The organism is Dolichospermum sp. UHCC 0260, from assembly GCF_009711985.1.
In the GTDB taxonomy this organism is placed as follows: Bacteria; Cyanobacteriota; Cyanobacteriia; order Cyanobacteriales; family Nostocaceae; genus Dolichospermum; species Dolichospermum lemmermannii.
In genome coordinates, this window is record NZ_VIKZ01000020.1 from 26,188 (window position 1) to 43,050 (window position 16,863).

The 16,863-nt window shown below is 37.8% G+C and carries 13 protein-coding genes and 1 pseudogene; 10 read left to right on the forward strand and 4 right to left on the reverse strand.

What is annotated here, in order from left to right:
• Complete coding sequence (locus FJR08_RS09985; RefSeq protein WP_168633063.1) at nucleotides 1-144, reverse strand: hypothetical protein; 144 nt, start codon at nucleotides 142-144, stop codon at nucleotides 1-3.
• 24 nt (nucleotides 145-168) lie between these two features.
• On the opposite strand from FJR08_RS09985, the gene FJR08_RS09990 reads away from it, so the two are divergent.
• Nucleotides 169-906 (forward strand): GDSL-type esterase/lipase family protein, encoded by a 738-nt coding sequence (locus tag FJR08_RS09990; RefSeq protein ID WP_168633064.1) that lies wholly within the window; start codon nucleotides 169-171, stop codon nucleotides 904-906.
• 199 nt (nucleotides 907-1,105) lie between these two features.
• Here FJR08_RS09990 and FJR08_RS09995 read toward each other — a convergent pair whose 3' ends face one another.
• Nucleotides 1,106-2,464: a DUF3370 domain-containing protein gene (locus tag FJR08_RS09995; RefSeq protein ID WP_168633065.1), complete on the reverse strand. Its 1,359-nt coding sequence runs from the start codon at nucleotides 2,462-2,464 to the stop codon at nucleotides 1,106-1,108.
• Nucleotides 2,465-2,505: 41 nt separating this feature from the next.
• Nucleotides 2,506-3,084, reverse strand: coding sequence for a peptidase C15 (locus FJR08_RS10000; RefSeq protein WP_168633066.1), 579 nt, complete (start codon nucleotides 3,082-3,084; stop codon nucleotides 2,506-2,508).
• Between the two features lie 66 nt (nucleotides 3,085-3,150).
• Here FJR08_RS10000 and hisH point away from each other — a divergent pair, with 66 nt between their 5' ends.
• Both hisH and rsmD read left to right on the forward strand, forming a co-directional pair.
• Nucleotides 3,151-3,786 carry an imidazole glycerol phosphate synthase subunit HisH gene (hisH, locus tag FJR08_RS10005; RefSeq protein ID WP_015078752.1) on the forward strand — a complete coding sequence of 212 codons (636 nt, stop codon included), beginning with the start codon at nucleotides 3,151-3,153 and terminating at the stop codon, nucleotides 3,784-3,786.
• Between the two features lie 66 nt (nucleotides 3,787-3,852).
• A complete protein-coding gene (rsmD, locus tag FJR08_RS10010; RefSeq protein ID WP_168633067.1) occupies nucleotides 3,853-4,434 on the forward strand; it encodes a 16S rRNA (guanine(966)-N(2))-methyltransferase RsmD in 582 nt (193 codons plus the stop codon).
• Nucleotides 4,435-4,550: 116 nt separating this feature from the next.
• Here rsmD and petG read toward each other — a convergent pair whose 3' ends face one another.
• Nucleotides 4,551-4,664, reverse strand: a complete 114-nt coding sequence (gene petG / locus FJR08_RS23605; protein WP_015078754.1) for a cytochrome b6-f complex subunit V — start codon at nucleotides 4,662-4,664, stop codon at nucleotides 4,551-4,553.
• 706 nt (nucleotides 4,665-5,370) lie between these two features.
• Between petG and FJR08_RS10020 the strand changes: the two genes are divergently transcribed.
• From FJR08_RS10020 to secA, 7 genes and pseudogenes are all read left to right on the forward strand, one after another.
• A complete protein-coding gene (locus tag FJR08_RS10020; RefSeq protein ID WP_041458229.1) occupies nucleotides 5,371-5,745 on the forward strand; it encodes a cytochrome c in 375 nt (124 codons plus the stop codon).
• 366 nt (nucleotides 5,746-6,111) lie between these two features.
• Entirely contained in the window at nucleotides 6,112-7,260 is a 1,149-nt protein-coding gene (locus FJR08_RS10025) for a VWA domain-containing protein (RefSeq protein WP_168633068.1), read from the forward strand.
• Between the two features lie 18 nt (nucleotides 7,261-7,278).
• A complete protein-coding gene (locus FJR08_RS10030) occupies nucleotides 7,279-10,518 on the forward strand; it encodes a tubulin-like doman-containing protein (RefSeq protein ID WP_168633069.1) in 3,240 nt (1,079 codons plus the stop codon).
• Between the two features lie 66 nt (nucleotides 10,519-10,584).
• Complete coding sequence (locus FJR08_RS10035; RefSeq protein WP_168633070.1) at nucleotides 10,585-12,423, forward strand: hypothetical protein; 1,839 nt, start codon at nucleotides 10,585-10,587, stop codon at nucleotides 12,421-12,423.
• A gap of 76 nt (nucleotides 12,424-12,499) precedes the next feature.
• The gene (locus FJR08_RS10040; protein WP_015078759.1) at nucleotides 12,500-13,264 is read left to right on the forward strand and encodes a hypothetical protein; all 765 of its coding nucleotides are present in this window, start codon (nucleotides 12,500-12,502) and stop codon (nucleotides 13,262-13,264) included.
• Nucleotides 13,265-13,398: 134 nt separating this feature from the next.
• A pseudogene (locus tag FJR08_RS10045) lies at nucleotides 13,399-13,935 on the forward strand (cytochrome C).
• A 141-nt stretch (nucleotides 13,936-14,076) separates the two neighbouring features.
• Nucleotides 14,077-16,857, forward strand: a complete 2,781-nt coding sequence (gene secA / locus FJR08_RS10050) for a preprotein translocase subunit SecA (protein ID WP_168633071.1) — start codon at nucleotides 14,077-14,079, stop codon at nucleotides 16,855-16,857.
• Nucleotides 16,858-16,863: the final 6 nt, after the last annotated feature.

Consider the following 16,863-nt stretch of genomic DNA (forward strand, 5'->3'; position numbering starts at 1 on the left):
CTATTCTTCTTCCTCCTTCCTTCTTCCTCCTGAACTCCTTCCTTCTTCCTCCTGAACTCCTTCCTTCTTCATCCTGACTCCTGACTCCTGACTCCTGACTCCTGACTCCTGTAATAGTGTAAAAATATATAGAATCTTCTGCAAATATCCATTACATTACTTTTTAAAATGTCAAGTTTTCAGACTTCTACCTTAATGCAATTATCTGTATCGCCAAAACTTTGTCAACCTTTAAAGATTGTCGCCTTGGGAGATAGCTTAGTATATGGATACGGTGATCCAGAAAAAGGTGGTTGGGTGGAACAACTGCGACGGTGGTGGATGCTACCGGATAGTGTGGGTCATGTGCTTTATAATTTGGGAGTAAGGGGCAATCGCACACAGCAAATTGCCCAACGCTTAGAAGTAGAATTTCGCCACCGGGGAGAAATCCGCAATCGTGTACCAGACTTGATTATTTTATCTGTCGGTGTCAACGATACACCTCGATTAAGAAGTCCCAAAGGCAGAAACTACACAGATTTTAGTCAGTTTGAATCAGAAATCGCCACATTACTAGATCAAGCTCAAAAACTTTGTCCTGTGCTGTTTGTGGGGATGGTTCCCGTAGACGAAACCAAAATGCCTTTTCTGGATTGTTTATTCTACAATCACGCTGACCAATACCGCTACAAAGAAGCAACACGGCAAGCTTGTGAACAAAGACAAATTCCCTATTTAGATATTTTTGATCAATGGATGCAACGTAGTCAAGGATGGAGAAGTGAACGGATTACCAATGACGGACTGCACCCGAATACACTGGGTTATCAGGACTTACTAGAATCTGTACTTAACTGGAAAGAATTATCGGAATATCATTGTCAAGCTGATTATGGGGCAGAATTGCAACAAGAATTTAGATGAAAATAGGGATTTTATTTATTAACTTACCTTTGGGGGTTAAAGTCCCCTGCTTCTACAAGCAGCGGGTTTTGCGTCGGGGTAAAATCCCCGTTGCAAAACGTAATTCTAAATTCTAAATTCTAAATTCTGCATTCTTTTAATTACCCTTAATTTGACACCAATGAGCATTGCTAAACCCCTACAGTTTAATGCTGTTTACCTACTTAGCTTGAGTTGATACCGTTAAAACCTGTGGTGGTGAAGCATCTGGTGGATACAGAAAGTCAACTTGGACTAAAGATGTATTTCCTGGTTTTATATTCAACGATACCAAAGGTTCTCCCGTTTCACCACGCTTTTGAATTAAATGCACAAATTTATTTTGCCATTTTCCCTGGTCTTGATAACGTAAGCGCACAGTCCCTCGGAAGAAGATTTGACGCGCTGGTAGCTTAAAAAAGCGAAGTCCAGGTTTACTTAATTGATTTTCTTTGAGGGGAGTTTGGACTGCAACACTTACGGTTTGTTGATTTTGAGTATTGTTGTATAAAGGTAACTTGAGACTATATTGAATCCCATAATTACCATGAGCGTAATAAGCAGTATCAGGATAGCGCACTAACATGGGTGCGGTTTGAATTTGATTTGTTCCTAATGTTCCCCCATGTAAGGTACTCAAACCGTAGGAAAACGCTGCACCCGGTTGAGGAATAGTTAAATACTTGCTTTTTGGTGTATCTACTATATCTGCTAACCATCGAGAACCCTTAGATACTCCCGCTACACGTCCGTAAATTGTCGGTTTGTTGTTTCCTGTGATGGGAGTGGGGACTTTATCTCTAGGGGTGGATAATTCACCATTATCTAATAAATTTTGCCATTCTGCTAAATTAGGCGATCGCTCACTACCGTCAGTATTTGTCCGGGCAAACATCGCCAAACTTGCGGCGTAAACATTACCATTACTTCGCAGTCGCAGATATGTAGAACGACCATTTAAAGGGGGTGTTAGTCCTTGGACGGGAATTGGTAAATTTAATAACATCTGACTTGTCCCTGGGGGAATGACAATTTGGGAGGGAAAAATATCTTGTCTTTTTCCTCTCAAAATATCAGACATGACTCGACTCCCTGGACCTGCAAAAACTGTTCCTAAATCATTGGGGATTAAAGATGGTAATTCCTTAAATGGGGCATCTGGTTGACTTAAATAACTCGCACCTTGCCATATATTTACTCTCACCGGTTGAGAACCAGGATTATGTAAGATGATGCCCAAATACAAAGAACGTAAATTTTCCGGTGGGTCAGCTTTAGCAATATGATGGGCAAAAATATCAAACTGTCCACGCAAGGGAAAATCTAAATGGGCTGATGTGACTTTTTTTCCCGTTGCGGGAAAGGTAGAAAGTAAAATTCCTTCTTTTAATACCAGTTCTGGACTATTGCTATTAAATACTGGCACTGAATCCAATTTTCCCGGTAAAGGACGGACTGATTGTATTTGTAATATTTCTTCTGGTGGTGGTGTGGCAGGAACAGCTTGAGCAAGAGTTAAAGCTAGTAATAGTGGCAACATAATAATACTGAGTAAATTTGTTTAAACAGACGTTAATATTTCTAGAGAAGTGCCAAGTTGTTAATGATCAAAATAAAATCAGCAATTATCTTTGGCAAATTTTCTGGGTTGAAAATTGGGACATGAACAAAAATACACTTAATTGAGAGTTGAGACTGGTGTAAATAGTCCAAGACTGAATAATAAAGTCCCTCGCAAACAAACTTACCACAGTTATAGCTAATCTCAACTGCTGCTGTTCCGACTAATAATTTTTCGAGATCAACCCTGGTTTGTAAAATATTTTCGGGGGAATTTCTAGACTCTTGAGGCAAGATGTCGGCAGAATTTGTAGACTCTACAGGCAAGGTGCTTGTACTACTGGCAAGGACTTCTACGCTTAATTGGGAACGACTTGCAGCCATACCACAACAGATAATATAGTCAGGTTGGAGTTCATTAATTTTGGCAATGACGAGAGAACTTGCCAGTTGCACATCGACAGGGAGACGGTGCAAAAAATTTAAATCATGGGAGAGTGAAGCCATTTTGGCTAGTCCGAGTAACAAGTCATCGGATGAATTTGACTCTTGTTGGCTTAACCAAATGTCAAAAGAAGTTAATAGTATTTTTTTTTGCATTATAAATAATAATTAGAATTAGAATAATTAAAAGCCCTGCCTCATAAATTTACAAGGAGCAGCTAAATGGCAGTGATTGCAGTTGTTGATTACGATATGGGAAATTTGCACTCTGTTTGCAAAGGATTAGAAAAAGCTGGTGCGACCCCTCTCGTTACTTATTGTTCTCAAGAGTTGGCAAAAGCAGATGCTATAGTTTTACCAGGAGTGGGAGCATTTGATCCAGCGGTACAACATTTGCGATCGCGTGGTTTGGAACAACCGATTAAAGATGCGATCGCTTCTGGTAAACCGTTCTTGGGTATTTGTTTAGGATTACAAATTTTGTTTGAATCCAGCGCCGAAGGAACGTTACCAGGACTAGGAATTGTCCCCGGAAAAGTCCGCCGTTTTCGTTCTCAACCGGGGATGACAATTCCCCACATGGGTTGGAATCAACTCCAACTTAACCAACCAAAAAGTCTTTTATGGGAACATTTACCTATCGATCCTTGGGTTTATTTTGTGCATTCTTATTATGTTGAACCCACAAATCCCCAAGTTCGCGCGGCAACTGTGACTCATGGTGATCAAAGTTTTACAGCAGCGATCGCTCATGAAAATCTCATGGCTGTCCAATTCCATCCTGAAAAATCATCAAATGTCGGATTGCAAATTCTATCTAATTTTGTGGCTCAAGTCCGTGAAAAAGTTTTTGCTTAACAAAAGTTTGTAATATTTTCAGGTGTTTATTTGCTCAAAGTTGAAGATTTAATGATCAATTAAGTAATGAGTCTAAGAATTTACGGGAATCGTCTGCTTAAAACTTTACCAGGTGAACATACCAGACCTACCAGTGCGCGAGTCCGGGAAGCATTGTTTAATATTTGGCAGGGAACAATCGTTGGTTGTCGCTGGTTAGATTTGTGCGCCGGTAGTGGTTCTATGGGTGCGGAGGCTTTGTGCAGGGAAGCCAGCGTCGTTATCGGCATTGAAGAATCTAGTCAATCCTGTGCCATAATTCAAGAAAATTGGCAGCACGTGGCCAAGCCAGACCAAAAATTTCAGCTATTACGGGGAGATGTCACCCAACAGTTAAAAAAATTATCAGGTCAAAAATTTGACAGAATATATTTTGACCCACCTTATACTAGTGGATTATATGAACCAGTATTACAAGCGATCGCTCAATATCAGCTTTTAGATTGCCAAGGAGAAATAGCCGTCGAACATCGTTACAGAAATTGGCAACCATCAAACATTGACAACTGGGAAATCTGCCGTCAAAAAAGCTATGGCAAAACAGCTTTGACATTTTATCAAGAACAGGGAACAGGGAACAGGGAACAGGGAACAGGGAATAGGGAATAGGGAATAGGGAATAGACGGAGAATTTTCTTCTTTCTTCTTCCTTGACTCCTGACTCCTGACTCCTGACTCCTGACTCCTGACTCGGTGACTCCTGACTCCTGACTCATCAATTAATATCAGCCGCCCAATTCGGTGGGACGTTTGTATTGTCTATAAGCAGCGTAGAATAATCCGCTTAAAGTTACAAAAACTAAACCAAGCACAATACCTGATAGTAGGGGTTCAACCACTGTAAAGCTCCTTGTTGTAATTATGGAAAGATTCGTGTCCTGTTTTTGATTTTACCAAATTTGGCAATAATCTCCCATCCCATAACAGTTTTAAATCTAAATACTAGTTGACACTCCCCGCGTCTTTAGACGCGGGGATTCTATAGAGAGTTTCAGTCTATATCTCTCAGTTATCCCAGATTCAGGCAGGGTTCCTTAAATATTTGGGTTCTTGCCCTGATCCTGTTTGCCATTACTGGCAGAATCATCTCTGCTTGCGGTGAGCGAAGCCGAACTGACAAGCGTAACTTTCCGAGAGTCCCCCGGTAGGTTTTTAATGTCTTTGCTGACAATTTAATTGTCTCACGAATATGGATTAAAAGAATGCAGAATTTAGAATTTAGAATTTAGAATTACGTTTTGCAACGGGGATTTTACCCCGACGCAAAACCCGCTGCTTGTAGAAGCAGGGGACTTTAACCCCCAAAGGTAAGTTAAAATTTGAAATTATTTCAAATTTTTAAATTAATGTCAATGCAGGATAAAGGAAAGCCTCTAGCCTTCATCCCTTGTCTAAAGCACAGATGTAGCTGACTTAGTCAGCTACATCTTCAAGGGTTTTCGGCATTTCCCTTATAAAAATTATCATTTGTACTTGCGAACACCATCAAGAAATTTTAAGCTATGTGTAGGAAATGAAAACTTGCACATTGTCAAAGCAACCCTTTTGGATAACCAGCTCATCAAACCTGAAACCCTAATTCAACAGTTCGTTATGTTCACTGTAGCGATGCTGATAGCCCTCCCATTAATCCTGTTTGGGATTGAGATAGTAAAAGCCTCTGATCCTTATGTTAAAAGTGTTCTATCCCTCCAGGGAAACCCAGTCCAGGGAAAAGCTATTTTCCAAATCAACTGTGCTGGTTGTCATGGTTTAGAAGGAAATGGACTAGTTGGTCCGAGTTTACATGAAATCTCCAAATATAAATCCCGCTATGGACTAATTCATCAAGTAACTAGCGGTGAAACTCCCCCCATGCCAAAATTCCAGCCCAGTATTCAAGAAATGGCAGACCTTTTAAGCTATCTAGAAAGTCTATGAACTTTTGTCAGACAAAATTAAATTCACTCGTTAAAAGAGGCAATAGGGAACAGAGAACAGAAAAATTAGTTGTGTATACTAAGTAAGTGAACAGAAAAATTCAAAGGTATGTAACGATATGTAAAGTTGTCTTAATACGAGATTCTGGTTGAGGGTAAAACGCAAAGATTGTAAAGTTTTATTGCAGGATTCAACAATTGTGGATTTGTATTAACTGATAATTAATAAGAAGTATACATGATATGATATGACGGCGTTACATAATAGCTATATAAATTATGTTTCGCGTCAAGGCGTAAAGACGAAAACTTTAAGACTCTTTGTGTAATAATTCTGATACACACTATTTAATGGGCTATAGGGTTTGTGACTTTGACAAAAATTACCCCTGGACAACCACTGACTGATACGCAAAGAAATGGCTTACAGTTAGTATCCCTGTGGGGTGGGGGTAAACGTGATGTGGTTTTAGCTATTGATATCACGGAAAGTGTAGGTTTAAATGATCAAGGTCGGATTCATTTACGTCAAATAGTTGAAGACAGTCTCAAACCTGGTGATTCTGTTTATGTTGTTCCCTTTGCTCAAGATTTGGTTTTTGATGCCGTTATCTCTGTTGAAAATCCATTAGGAACACCCATATATTTTAGAGATAAAAATTCGGAAAATATTAATAAAGTATTAGCGAAAATTCCTTTTAATTCTGACCCTAACCGCTATGGAACAGATATTCAAAGAGCAGAGTTAATAGTATATCAAGGTATTGCCCAGATTAATCAAAATCGAGTTTCCAAAAATCAACTAATTAAGCCGCAATCGGTTGTTTGGATTACTGATGCACCGTTATCTACTAAACCAGGAATTACTTCCGAAGTTTGGATAGAAACTCCTGCTAATAGTCCTTTGAGAATTGCGACATCACCGGAAAGTCAGGAAAGACAGAATTGGATTAAGGCTTTATCATTCAAAGAGCGATCGCTCATCATTAAAAACCAAGATAATAAAGATTATACATTATCTGTAGTAGACATTAATCCTACAGTTCAAGAAGTTTGCACACCAGTACCAGGAGGACAAGAAACTTGTTTAGTTAATCCTTATTTATTCAAACAGCTATGGCTACCAGGTTTAATTTTATTATTAATACTTGCATCAATGGTAGGGGGTATATTAAAATATGCTAAATTGCAAAAAAAATGGGAGGTACGAATTAAGTTAGAAGATGATGGAGAAGATGAAGAACAAATATGTAGATTACCAAATAATAAAAAAATTGCTATTGGTGAATATGATCCTAGCTGTATACATTCTATTGACTTTAGAGGTGGAGAATTACAAGCATATTTAGAACGGAAAGGAGAAAAACTTTATTTAGTTCCCACAGAAGATACAAAAATTGAACTTAACAATAAAAAAGTTACATCACGAACTCTCATATCAACTTCTAAATTTACCCTAAATTGCCCAGATTCACGCCAGAGAGAATACGAAATATCTATCAAAATCAAGAAATAGTTTATAGGGAAAAACATCATGACTCAAGCATCTGCAAAAGAAACCCAATCTAGAGGCATTAATCGCACAATTTGCATCGGTTTAGGGGGAACTGGTAGAGATGTATTAATGCGAATTAGAAGGTTAATTGTTGACCGTTATGGAGACCTAAATAACTTACCAATTGTCAGTTTTGTTCACATTGACACAGATAAAGCAGCCACCCAAGTTACAGGGATTAGAACAGGGAGTACCTATCATGGTGTGGATTTAAGTTTTAAAGAAGCTGAAAAAGTCGGCGCTACCATGTCATCAAGAGATGTCACCATGTTTGTAGAAGGACTAGAACGGCGTTCGGAATATAGTAATTACGGACCTTATGACCATATTGGAAGATGGTTTCCTCCTGGGTTATTGCAAGATGTTGGAGCAATTGAAGACGGAGCAAAATGTATAAGACCTGTAGGAAGACTAGCCTTTTTTCACAACTACCAAAAAATTAAAACATCAATTGTAACAGCAGAAAACCGAACGAGAGGACACGAATCTTTTTTGCTGAAATCGGGGTTAAGAATTGAACCAGGGTTAAATATTTTTGTTGTTGGTTCTCTCTGTGGTGGTACAGGAAGTGGGATGTTTTTAGATGTTGCTTATAGCCTTAGAGATATCTATAGAGATGAAACTGCTAAAATTTTTGCCTATTTAGTGATTAGTCCTGATTTATATGGCAATACCAACAAAATGATTACAAATACTTATGCGGCTCTGAAAGAATTAAATTATTACAGCACTCCCGGTACAACTTTTGAAGCAGTTTATGATCTTGAAAATTCGGTAATTGTACAAAATAAAAAAGAGCCATTTGACTATGCTTATTTAATTTCTAATAAAACGCTAGGAGAATATCAGATTCTGACACAAGGTAAACTATGTAATGTGATTGCTCATAAGATTGCTCTTGATTTCTCAGGTGAATTAGCACCTGTAATGAAAAGCAACAGGGATAATTTTAAAGAAAAAATGATTGAATCAGATAAACATCCTCGTCGTAACACCCAAAGATACTTAACATTTGGACTGTCAGCAATTTATTTTCCTCGTGATACTATTATTGAAATTGCTTTAACAAAGGTAGGTTTAGAGTTAGTCAGGTTTTGGTTAAATGGTAAAGGTCAAAGTCCAGATCCTATTAACTTACTTGAGCAATTTTTGATTCAACATAATTGGCATAATGACTTAGGCAAACGAGATGGTTTAACTAATAAATTAGCAGAGTCTGTAGAAGAATCTAATAAGACCTTTAGTAATAGTCTCAAAAATTGGCAAAATAAATTATCCCGGTTAATTGCTGAATGTAAAAACAAAGATGACCGCACTAATATCCGTCAGCAATTAGCAACAGAGTTTTATAAACAATTTCGCACAGTGCAACCAGGAGAAACAGAAAGCAGTCGCGGTTATTGGTTGACGAAATTAATGCAAGCTACTCCCAAAATTACCAAAGAACTTAATGGGAATATTGATGATTATGTGATGCAATTACTCACACCAGTAGATCCTAATTTCTCCATTAAAAATACACGCAATTGGTTAGATTCTCTGCGACACGAATTACATAAATATCAAGGGGATTTACAGGAGAAAATTACCGATTTTGGAGGCATGAAGCGCTTAGAAGATGTAGAAAGAAAATGGGAGAATGCAGAACAAACAATTGAAGATATGGAAAATAAAATAGGTATTCCCTTTGTTGATTTCAAAAACATTCCATTTCAGGAGGAGTGCAAAAAAGTAATGCAAGAAGTTTACAAAATTATCAAGCATAATTTTGAATTAACTGTATTGCAAGAAACTTTAAAAATTGTCAATCAATTACAAAAGCAAGTTCAAGAAAAAGAAAAGCAAATTGCAGCTTTTAGTAGTTTAGTAGAGGACTTAGAAAGTGCTTATGAAAAAGAGGAACGAGAATTAAAACAATTGAATTTCGATGAAATGAGTGGAGAGGCAATTTTTGATACTGAAGATATAGAACTTTGCTATCAAACAATGATCCCAGAAAATGATGTTTGTCCTCAATTAGTCTTAGCAAGTTCAGCACTTACCGAAGAAAATGGTAGAGGAGCATCTTTAGCTTTTTTCCTGAATATAGAACGTACTACTCAATCTCAGATAAAACAAGAAATTGATCTGAAAATTGATAGTTTATTTGCTTTTCGAGGTAGCAATATTGTTACTTCTGTGATTAAACGCTTCATGCAAAAATACTCCTTAGCTGCGCGTTCAACTCGTTTAGCACAAATTATGCAAGAAGCTCAACCACTTTTGCGTTTAAATTTGAATGATCCTTATTTTCGAGATGAGACTGGTAAAAGTAGTAAATTAGTAGGTTATAAGAATACAGATGAATTAGAAGTCAAACAGTTTAAAAGTTTGCTAACACAGGACTTATCTGTTCAACAAAGTCAATTAAAAGAAGTTCAAGCAGATGATGAGATATTAATTGTTAATGAATATGCTGCGTTTCCTTTGAGATTAATTAGTAGTCTGGAAAGAATGAGAAATCCATATTTACGAGAACAAAATTCTGGTAAATCTTTTTTGCATAATGATTATCGTATATCCTTTCCTGATATTATGCCACCTAATGCTGGAAAAATGGAAGAAGTGGAAAATATTTTTTATCCTTGTTTAGCATTAGAACTGTTAGCAGAAAACCATGCTACTCAAGAATTAGAGTTTCAATATTATGACCATTTTCAGAATAGTTATGATACTGTTTCCTTGAGTGGAATTTGGATAGAATCTTTGGAATATCTAGCTAGTAACCCCAATATGACTGAAGCATTAAAGCAAATTTTGGATAATACAATTTTAGAAATGGAAAATAATCCAACATTATGGGAAAATGAATATTTACCCAAATTGCGTCAATTTCCTGATAAGCTGACCAGAATTTCCGAAGATAGTCCTAATTCTCTCTATAAGACAAGAGTATATACAGATACAAGGAATACTAACGATAATACAAGGGAGGGGGTTATAAATCGTTTTTTGAAGAAAATGGAGGCGAAATTCAGAAACACAAATTCAATTTTACCAAGAAACAATACAGGAACTCAAAAATCTATTGTGGGGGAAATAGTTGCTAATTCTTCTGATAATCGTTCAAGACGACGACAAGAATTAGAGCAGCTTAAACAAGATTTAGATGAGGGTTTTATGACTCCAGAAGAATACGAGCGAGAAAAACAAAAAATCTTTCTGCAATATCCATTATAGTTTTTCATGGGTAGTTCATATCTACCCAATTCTCACAAACTTCTTGCACTACCAAAGGTCATTTTTATGCCACTATTACTACTTTACTTAGTTTTCATCATCCTATCTATAGTTACTATAGTTACTATTTTTCTTCGCATATCTCTTTATCGCTATTTAATACTTTTGACTAATAAAGTCCAAAGATTAATCAAAACAGGATCAGCGGAAGGACAACCGAAAATTATCCAAACATTAGAAGCTAGATTTGAACAAGCTAGTAAACAATTAGAACAGGTAAATACAGGAGCATTAATTGATCAAATTTATAGTCAGGAAACAATCAAGGGATTTACCTGTGAACAAATAGATTATTTATGTCGAATTCTGCCAAATTTACTGTTAGCTTTTGGGTTACTGGGAACTTTTTTAGGTATCACTATTAATTTATCTACCCTTAGTCAAACGATTAATCAAACTAATGCTAGTGATGTTAGTAATTTAGTTACTGAATTAAAGAAACCATTACAAGGAATGAGTATTGCATTTAGTACGAGTTTGATAGGAATTTGCTTGAGTTCTATATTAACAATATCCAATGGTATCTGGAATACTAGTTTTGCAAAATATCAATTAATTAGTTCTTTAGAAGATTATCTAGATAATGTATATTTTCCTGAAGTGCAGGGTGATACCCGTCTTGATAAAATAGTTAATAAAATGGTATCCCAGCAAGATGAATTTTTAACAAATTTTGGGGAAACAGTGCGAAAAGCTGTAGAACAATCTATGGGAAAAGTCGCAAAACAAATTGCTGACGGGAATAAAGAAACTACAGATTTAGCTAGACAGGTTTATGAAAAATTTACAGGCGCTGCTGGAACTATATCTCGTGCTGCTAATGAGTTTCAAAATTCTATGTCAGACTTAAATGCAACCTCTCAAATCTTTAAACAGTCTGCTGAAACTTTTAATAAAAGTGAGTTTCCTCTCAAATTATCATTAGCTACTGTAGATTTGGGTAATACACAGCAGAAATTTTCTGAGTCAGCTACAAGTTTAGCAGCAACAACGGAATTGATTACAAATGCCTTAATTGAAATAGAAAATTCTAGTCAGAGTTTAATTAATTTAGGAGAAGAAATAAAATCTATGAACCAAACTTCAATTCAGGTACTAGAATTACATCAAAATAACCAAAATCTTCTTAGTGAAATTATCCCCCAACTTCATGCAGGAGCTAATATTTACGAAAAAGCAACTAGTAAATTAGATGATTTAGATCAAAGAGTGGGAGATAAATTCAATAATTTTGATCAATTAATCACAGCTATGAGTCAGTTATTAGAAAATGTGAAAACATATACAACGGAATTAATTAGCACGGTTTCAACGGAAACTGAAAATTCTAGTCAGAGCTTAATTAGTTTAGCTGAAGAGATAAAAGCTATGAACCAAACTTCAATTCAAGTATTAGATTCACATCAAAATAACCAAAATCTTCTCACTGAAATTATTCCCGGACTTCAGCAAGGAGCTAATAGTTATGAAAAAGCAGTTAATAAACTGGATGATTTAGATCAAAGAGTGCGCGATAAAGTTAATAGTTTTGATAAATTAATCACAACTATTGAGCAGTTATTAAAAACTGTGAAAACATATACAAATGATGTGAATACTGCTACTAGTATAGCATCTAATCAAATAGATGCTAATAATCAAAAACTGATGAAATTATTAGAGAATAATAATTCTCAACTAATTGCTGAATATCAAAATGTGAGTAATACCATTATTCAAGGAATTGACAGACAAACTAATATCAACAAGAAGGGTTTTGATGCTAATATTAAAGGTTTGGAGCTATTAATCAAGAATCTTGAGAAATATCAACAAAAACTTGATGACACAAATAACGATACATGAGGTGCGTTACGCTGGCGCTAACACACCCTACTGTTTAAATTGACTAACAAATTTACAAAAATAAAACATTGCAATTATGGCTCGTCGTTCACGCTACACAGAATATAATGAAGATCTAAACGTTTGGCCAGCATTTACTGATTTAATGTCTAATGCGTTTATGATATTGGTTTTATTTTTGTTTTTAACTATTATCATATCACAAATCAATAAATCACAGATTAGTAAAAATATCAATCAAAGTGTTCAAAATTCAGAACAGTTAGCTTTAAAAATCAAACAATTACAGCAGCAAGTAAAATATTTACAAATACAACTACAACTACAGTCTGAAAAACAATCAACAGATACACCTCCAATCATAGTTATAAAAGATCAAGGAGATTATAGATTTGCTTCCGGTAGTGCGGAAATTCCTGCGAAAATGTCAACTTATATATTTAACCAAATAGTACCGGAAATAGAAGCTAGAACTAAACAATATGGGATTAATGTAGTAGAAATAATCGGACATACAGACGGACAAGCTAATAGTAAAGTAACAAGTAATTTAGATGTAAATTTAGAAAATGTAGCTAGTGGTAACTTACAAGTAGGAAAACTACAAGCTGGTTCTAATGCTGATTTAGGATTAATGCGGGCTTTGTCAGTTGTGAAGGTGCTGGGTGATATCCAGAAAAAACAAGGTAAACTATCTGGACTATCATTTCGTGCTTATTCTGCGGCACAATTAATATTACCAAATGGAAAATTTGCAGGGATAGCGCGGAAAGAGGATGTCACTCGACGACGAATTGAAATCCGTTTTACACGGTTGGGAGAAGTGCGAGAAGTTAGATAAAAAATCATACTTCATCTATCAAAATTTTGCCTTCCCCCTTCTATCAAAAATCTATCACCTTCCCAGATTCGAGACTATTCCTAATTTGATCTAATTCTTCCGTCTGAACTCCTGAACTCCTAACTGAGAACCTTATGTCAAATGTAGCAAAAAGCAAATCCCACCGCCGACTAAAACGCCAACTACTTATCGTCATGCTGGTGATTTTTGCTTGGAGTGTGGCTATGGGCTGGATATTAGGATTCGCTACCAGCGCTCGCGGTGCAAATCCTGTAGACTCAATTGGGACTGTTGATGTCGTACCAACACAATACCAACCAGGACAAGAACTGTATTTAGAAAACTGCTCATCTTGTCATATCGCATTACCACCGGCTGTATTTCCTAGTTAAACTTGGAAAAACCTTTTACAAGACTCCCAGCACTATAGCGTACAAATTAAGCCTTTAGGCAAACTTGAACATCGTTTAGTATCAAAATATCTTTACACCTTTTCCCGTGTGCAACTACAGGAAGAAACAACACCCTAGCGTCTCAAGGACTCTCGTTATTTTAAGGCTTTGCATCCTGGTGTCAAATTACCCACTCCTATAAATATGGGTAGTTGTGTGAGTTGTCATTTTAATGCTGATAAGTACGACTTCCGCAGCCTTAGTCCAGAATGGAAGTAGGGGTAGGAGTTTAGGAAGAAGAATTTTCTCAATGACGAATGACCACTGACCAATTACCAATTACCAATGACATTCAAAGTCTATAATTATATAGCTAAAGCTTAAATCTCCATTTCCCTTGATTTAATTCTATAAACTGCCATGCTAAAACTTTTGTTGGGCGATCCCAACGCTCGTAAACTTAAAAAATACCAACCTTACATTACAGAAATTAACCTCTTAGAGGAAGATATTAAGCCGCTGTCTGATGAACAGTTAAAAGCGAAAACCGTCGAGTTTAAACAACGGTTGGCTAAAGGCGAAACTCTAGATGATATTTTACCGGAAGCCTTTGCTGTGGTTCGGGAATCGGGGCGGCGTGTCTTAGGATTGCGACACTTTGATGTGCAACTTCAGGGTGGGATAATTCTGCATACTGGGCAAATTGCCGAAATGAAAACTGGTGAGGGGAAAACTTTAGTAGCTACCCTACCAAGTTATTTAAATGCCCTGACTGGTAAAGGTGTCCACGTAATTACCGTCAATGATTACCTGGCGCGTCGGGACGCGGAATGGATGGGTCAGGTACACCGGTTCTTAGGGTTAAGTGTGGGGCTAATTCAGTCCACTATGACCCCCAGCGAGCGCCAAAAAAACTATGAGTGTGATATTACCTATGTCACCAACAGCGAAATAGGCTTTGATTATCTCCGGGATAATATGGCTACTTCAATGGCTGAGGTGGTACAACGTCCGTTTAATTTCTGTGTAATTGACGAGGTAGACTCGATTTTAGTGGATGAAGCCCGGACTCCATTAATTATTTCTGGTCAGGTGGAAAGACCAACGGAAAAATACTTACAAGCGGCAGAAATTGCTTTTAGTCTCAAAAAAGATGAGCATTACGAAGTTAATGAAAAGGATCGTAACGTTCTCTTGACAGATGAGGGTTTTGCAGAATCGGAAAATCAGTTGGGTGTGACAGATTTGTTTGACCCAGAAGACCCTTGGGCGCATTTTATGTTTAATGCGATTAAGGCTAAGGAATTATTTCTCAAAGATGTGAATTATATTGTCCGCAATGACGAAATTGTGATTGTAGATGAATTTACAGGTCGGGTACTGCCGGGACGGCGTTGGAGTGATGGTTTACACCAAGCTATTGAAGCCAAGGAACACGTAGAAATTCAGCCAGAAACCCAAACTTTGGCGACAATTACCTATCAAAATCTGTTTTTGCTCTATCCCAAGTTGGGGGGAATGACGGGAACGGCAAAAACTGAGGAAGTGGAATTTGAAAAGATATACAAACGGGAAGTGACGATTATTCCCACCAATCGGATTAGAAGACGGGAAGACTTGTCTGATATGGTGTTTAAGACTGAACCAGGGAAGTGGGGAGCGATCGCTAAAGAATGTGCCGAAATGCACGAAAATGGTAGACCTGTGTTAGTGGGGACAACCAGCGTCGAAAAGTCCGAACTTCTCAGCCGACTCCTCAAGGAAATGGAAATTCCCCACGAGTTACTCAATGCTAGACCAGAAAATGTGGAACGGGAAGCGGAAATTATTGCCCAAGCTGGACGCAGTGGGGCTGTAACTATCGCTACGAACATGGCAGGACGGGGTACAGACATTATCCTGGGTGGTAACTCTGAGTATATGGCGCGGTTGAAACTGCGGGAATACTTTATGCCTCGCATTGTTAGCCCTGAAGATGATGAATTTGGCGTACAAAGGGCTTCGGGTCTACCTATGGGTGGTAGCGGTGGTGGACAAGGCTTTGTTCCTGGTAAAAAGGTGAAAACTTGGCGGGCTTCTCCAGAAATTTTCCCCACCCAATTAAGAAAAGAAACAGAACAGCTTTTAAAAGCGGCTGTAGAGGTGGCTGTGAAGGCTTATGGTGAGCGCAGTTTACCGGAATTGGAAGCAGAAGAGAAGGTAGCTGTGGCGGCGGAAAAAGCCCCGACAGATGACCTGGTAATTCAGAAATTGCGGGCAGCTTACCAGCAGATTAAGCATGAGTATGAAGAATTTACTGTCCGCGAACATGATGACGTTGTCAACAGAGGTGGTTTGCACGTAATTGGAACGGAACGTCATGAGTCACGACGAATTGATAACCAGTTACGCGGACGAGCGGGAAGACAAGGCGACCCTGGAACGACAAGATTTTTCCTCAGTTTAGAGGATAACCTATTACGCATCTTTGGGGGCGATCGCGTTGCCGGCTTGATGAATGCTTTCCAAGTGGAAGAAGATATGCCGATAGAATCAGGTATGTTAACTCGCAGCTTAGAAGGCGCACAGAAAAAGGTGGAAACCTATTACTACGACATCCGCAAACAGGTGTTTGAGTATGACGAGGTAATGAATAACCAAAGGCGGGCTATCTATGCGGAACGTCGCCGGGTGTTGGAAGGTCAGGATTTGAAGGAACAGGTGATAAAATACGCAGAAAAAACGATGGACGACATCGTTGATTATTACATCAACCCTGATTTACCTTCGGAAGAATGGGAATTGGATAAGTTAGTAGATAAGGTGAAGGAGTTTGTTTACCTGTTGGCTGATATGCAGTCTGGACAGTTGGAGGATATGGGGATGATGGAAATTAAAGCTTTTCTCCATGAACAAGCGCGGATTGCCTATGATATGAAGGAAGCGCAAATTGACCAAATTCAACCGGGTTTAATGCGCCAAGCAGAACGGTTCTTTATTCTCCAACGCATAGATACTTTGTGGCGGGAGCATCTGCAACAAATGGATGCTTTGCGTGAGTCTGTTGGTTTGCGTGGTTATGGGCAAAAAGACCCGCTCATTGAGTATAAGAGTGAGGGTTATGAGTTGTTCTTGGATATGATGGTGAATATCCGCCGTGATGTGGTTTATTCTCTGTTTATGTTCCAGCCTCAAGCGCAACAAACTGCTGAGATGGTTTAAGGGTTT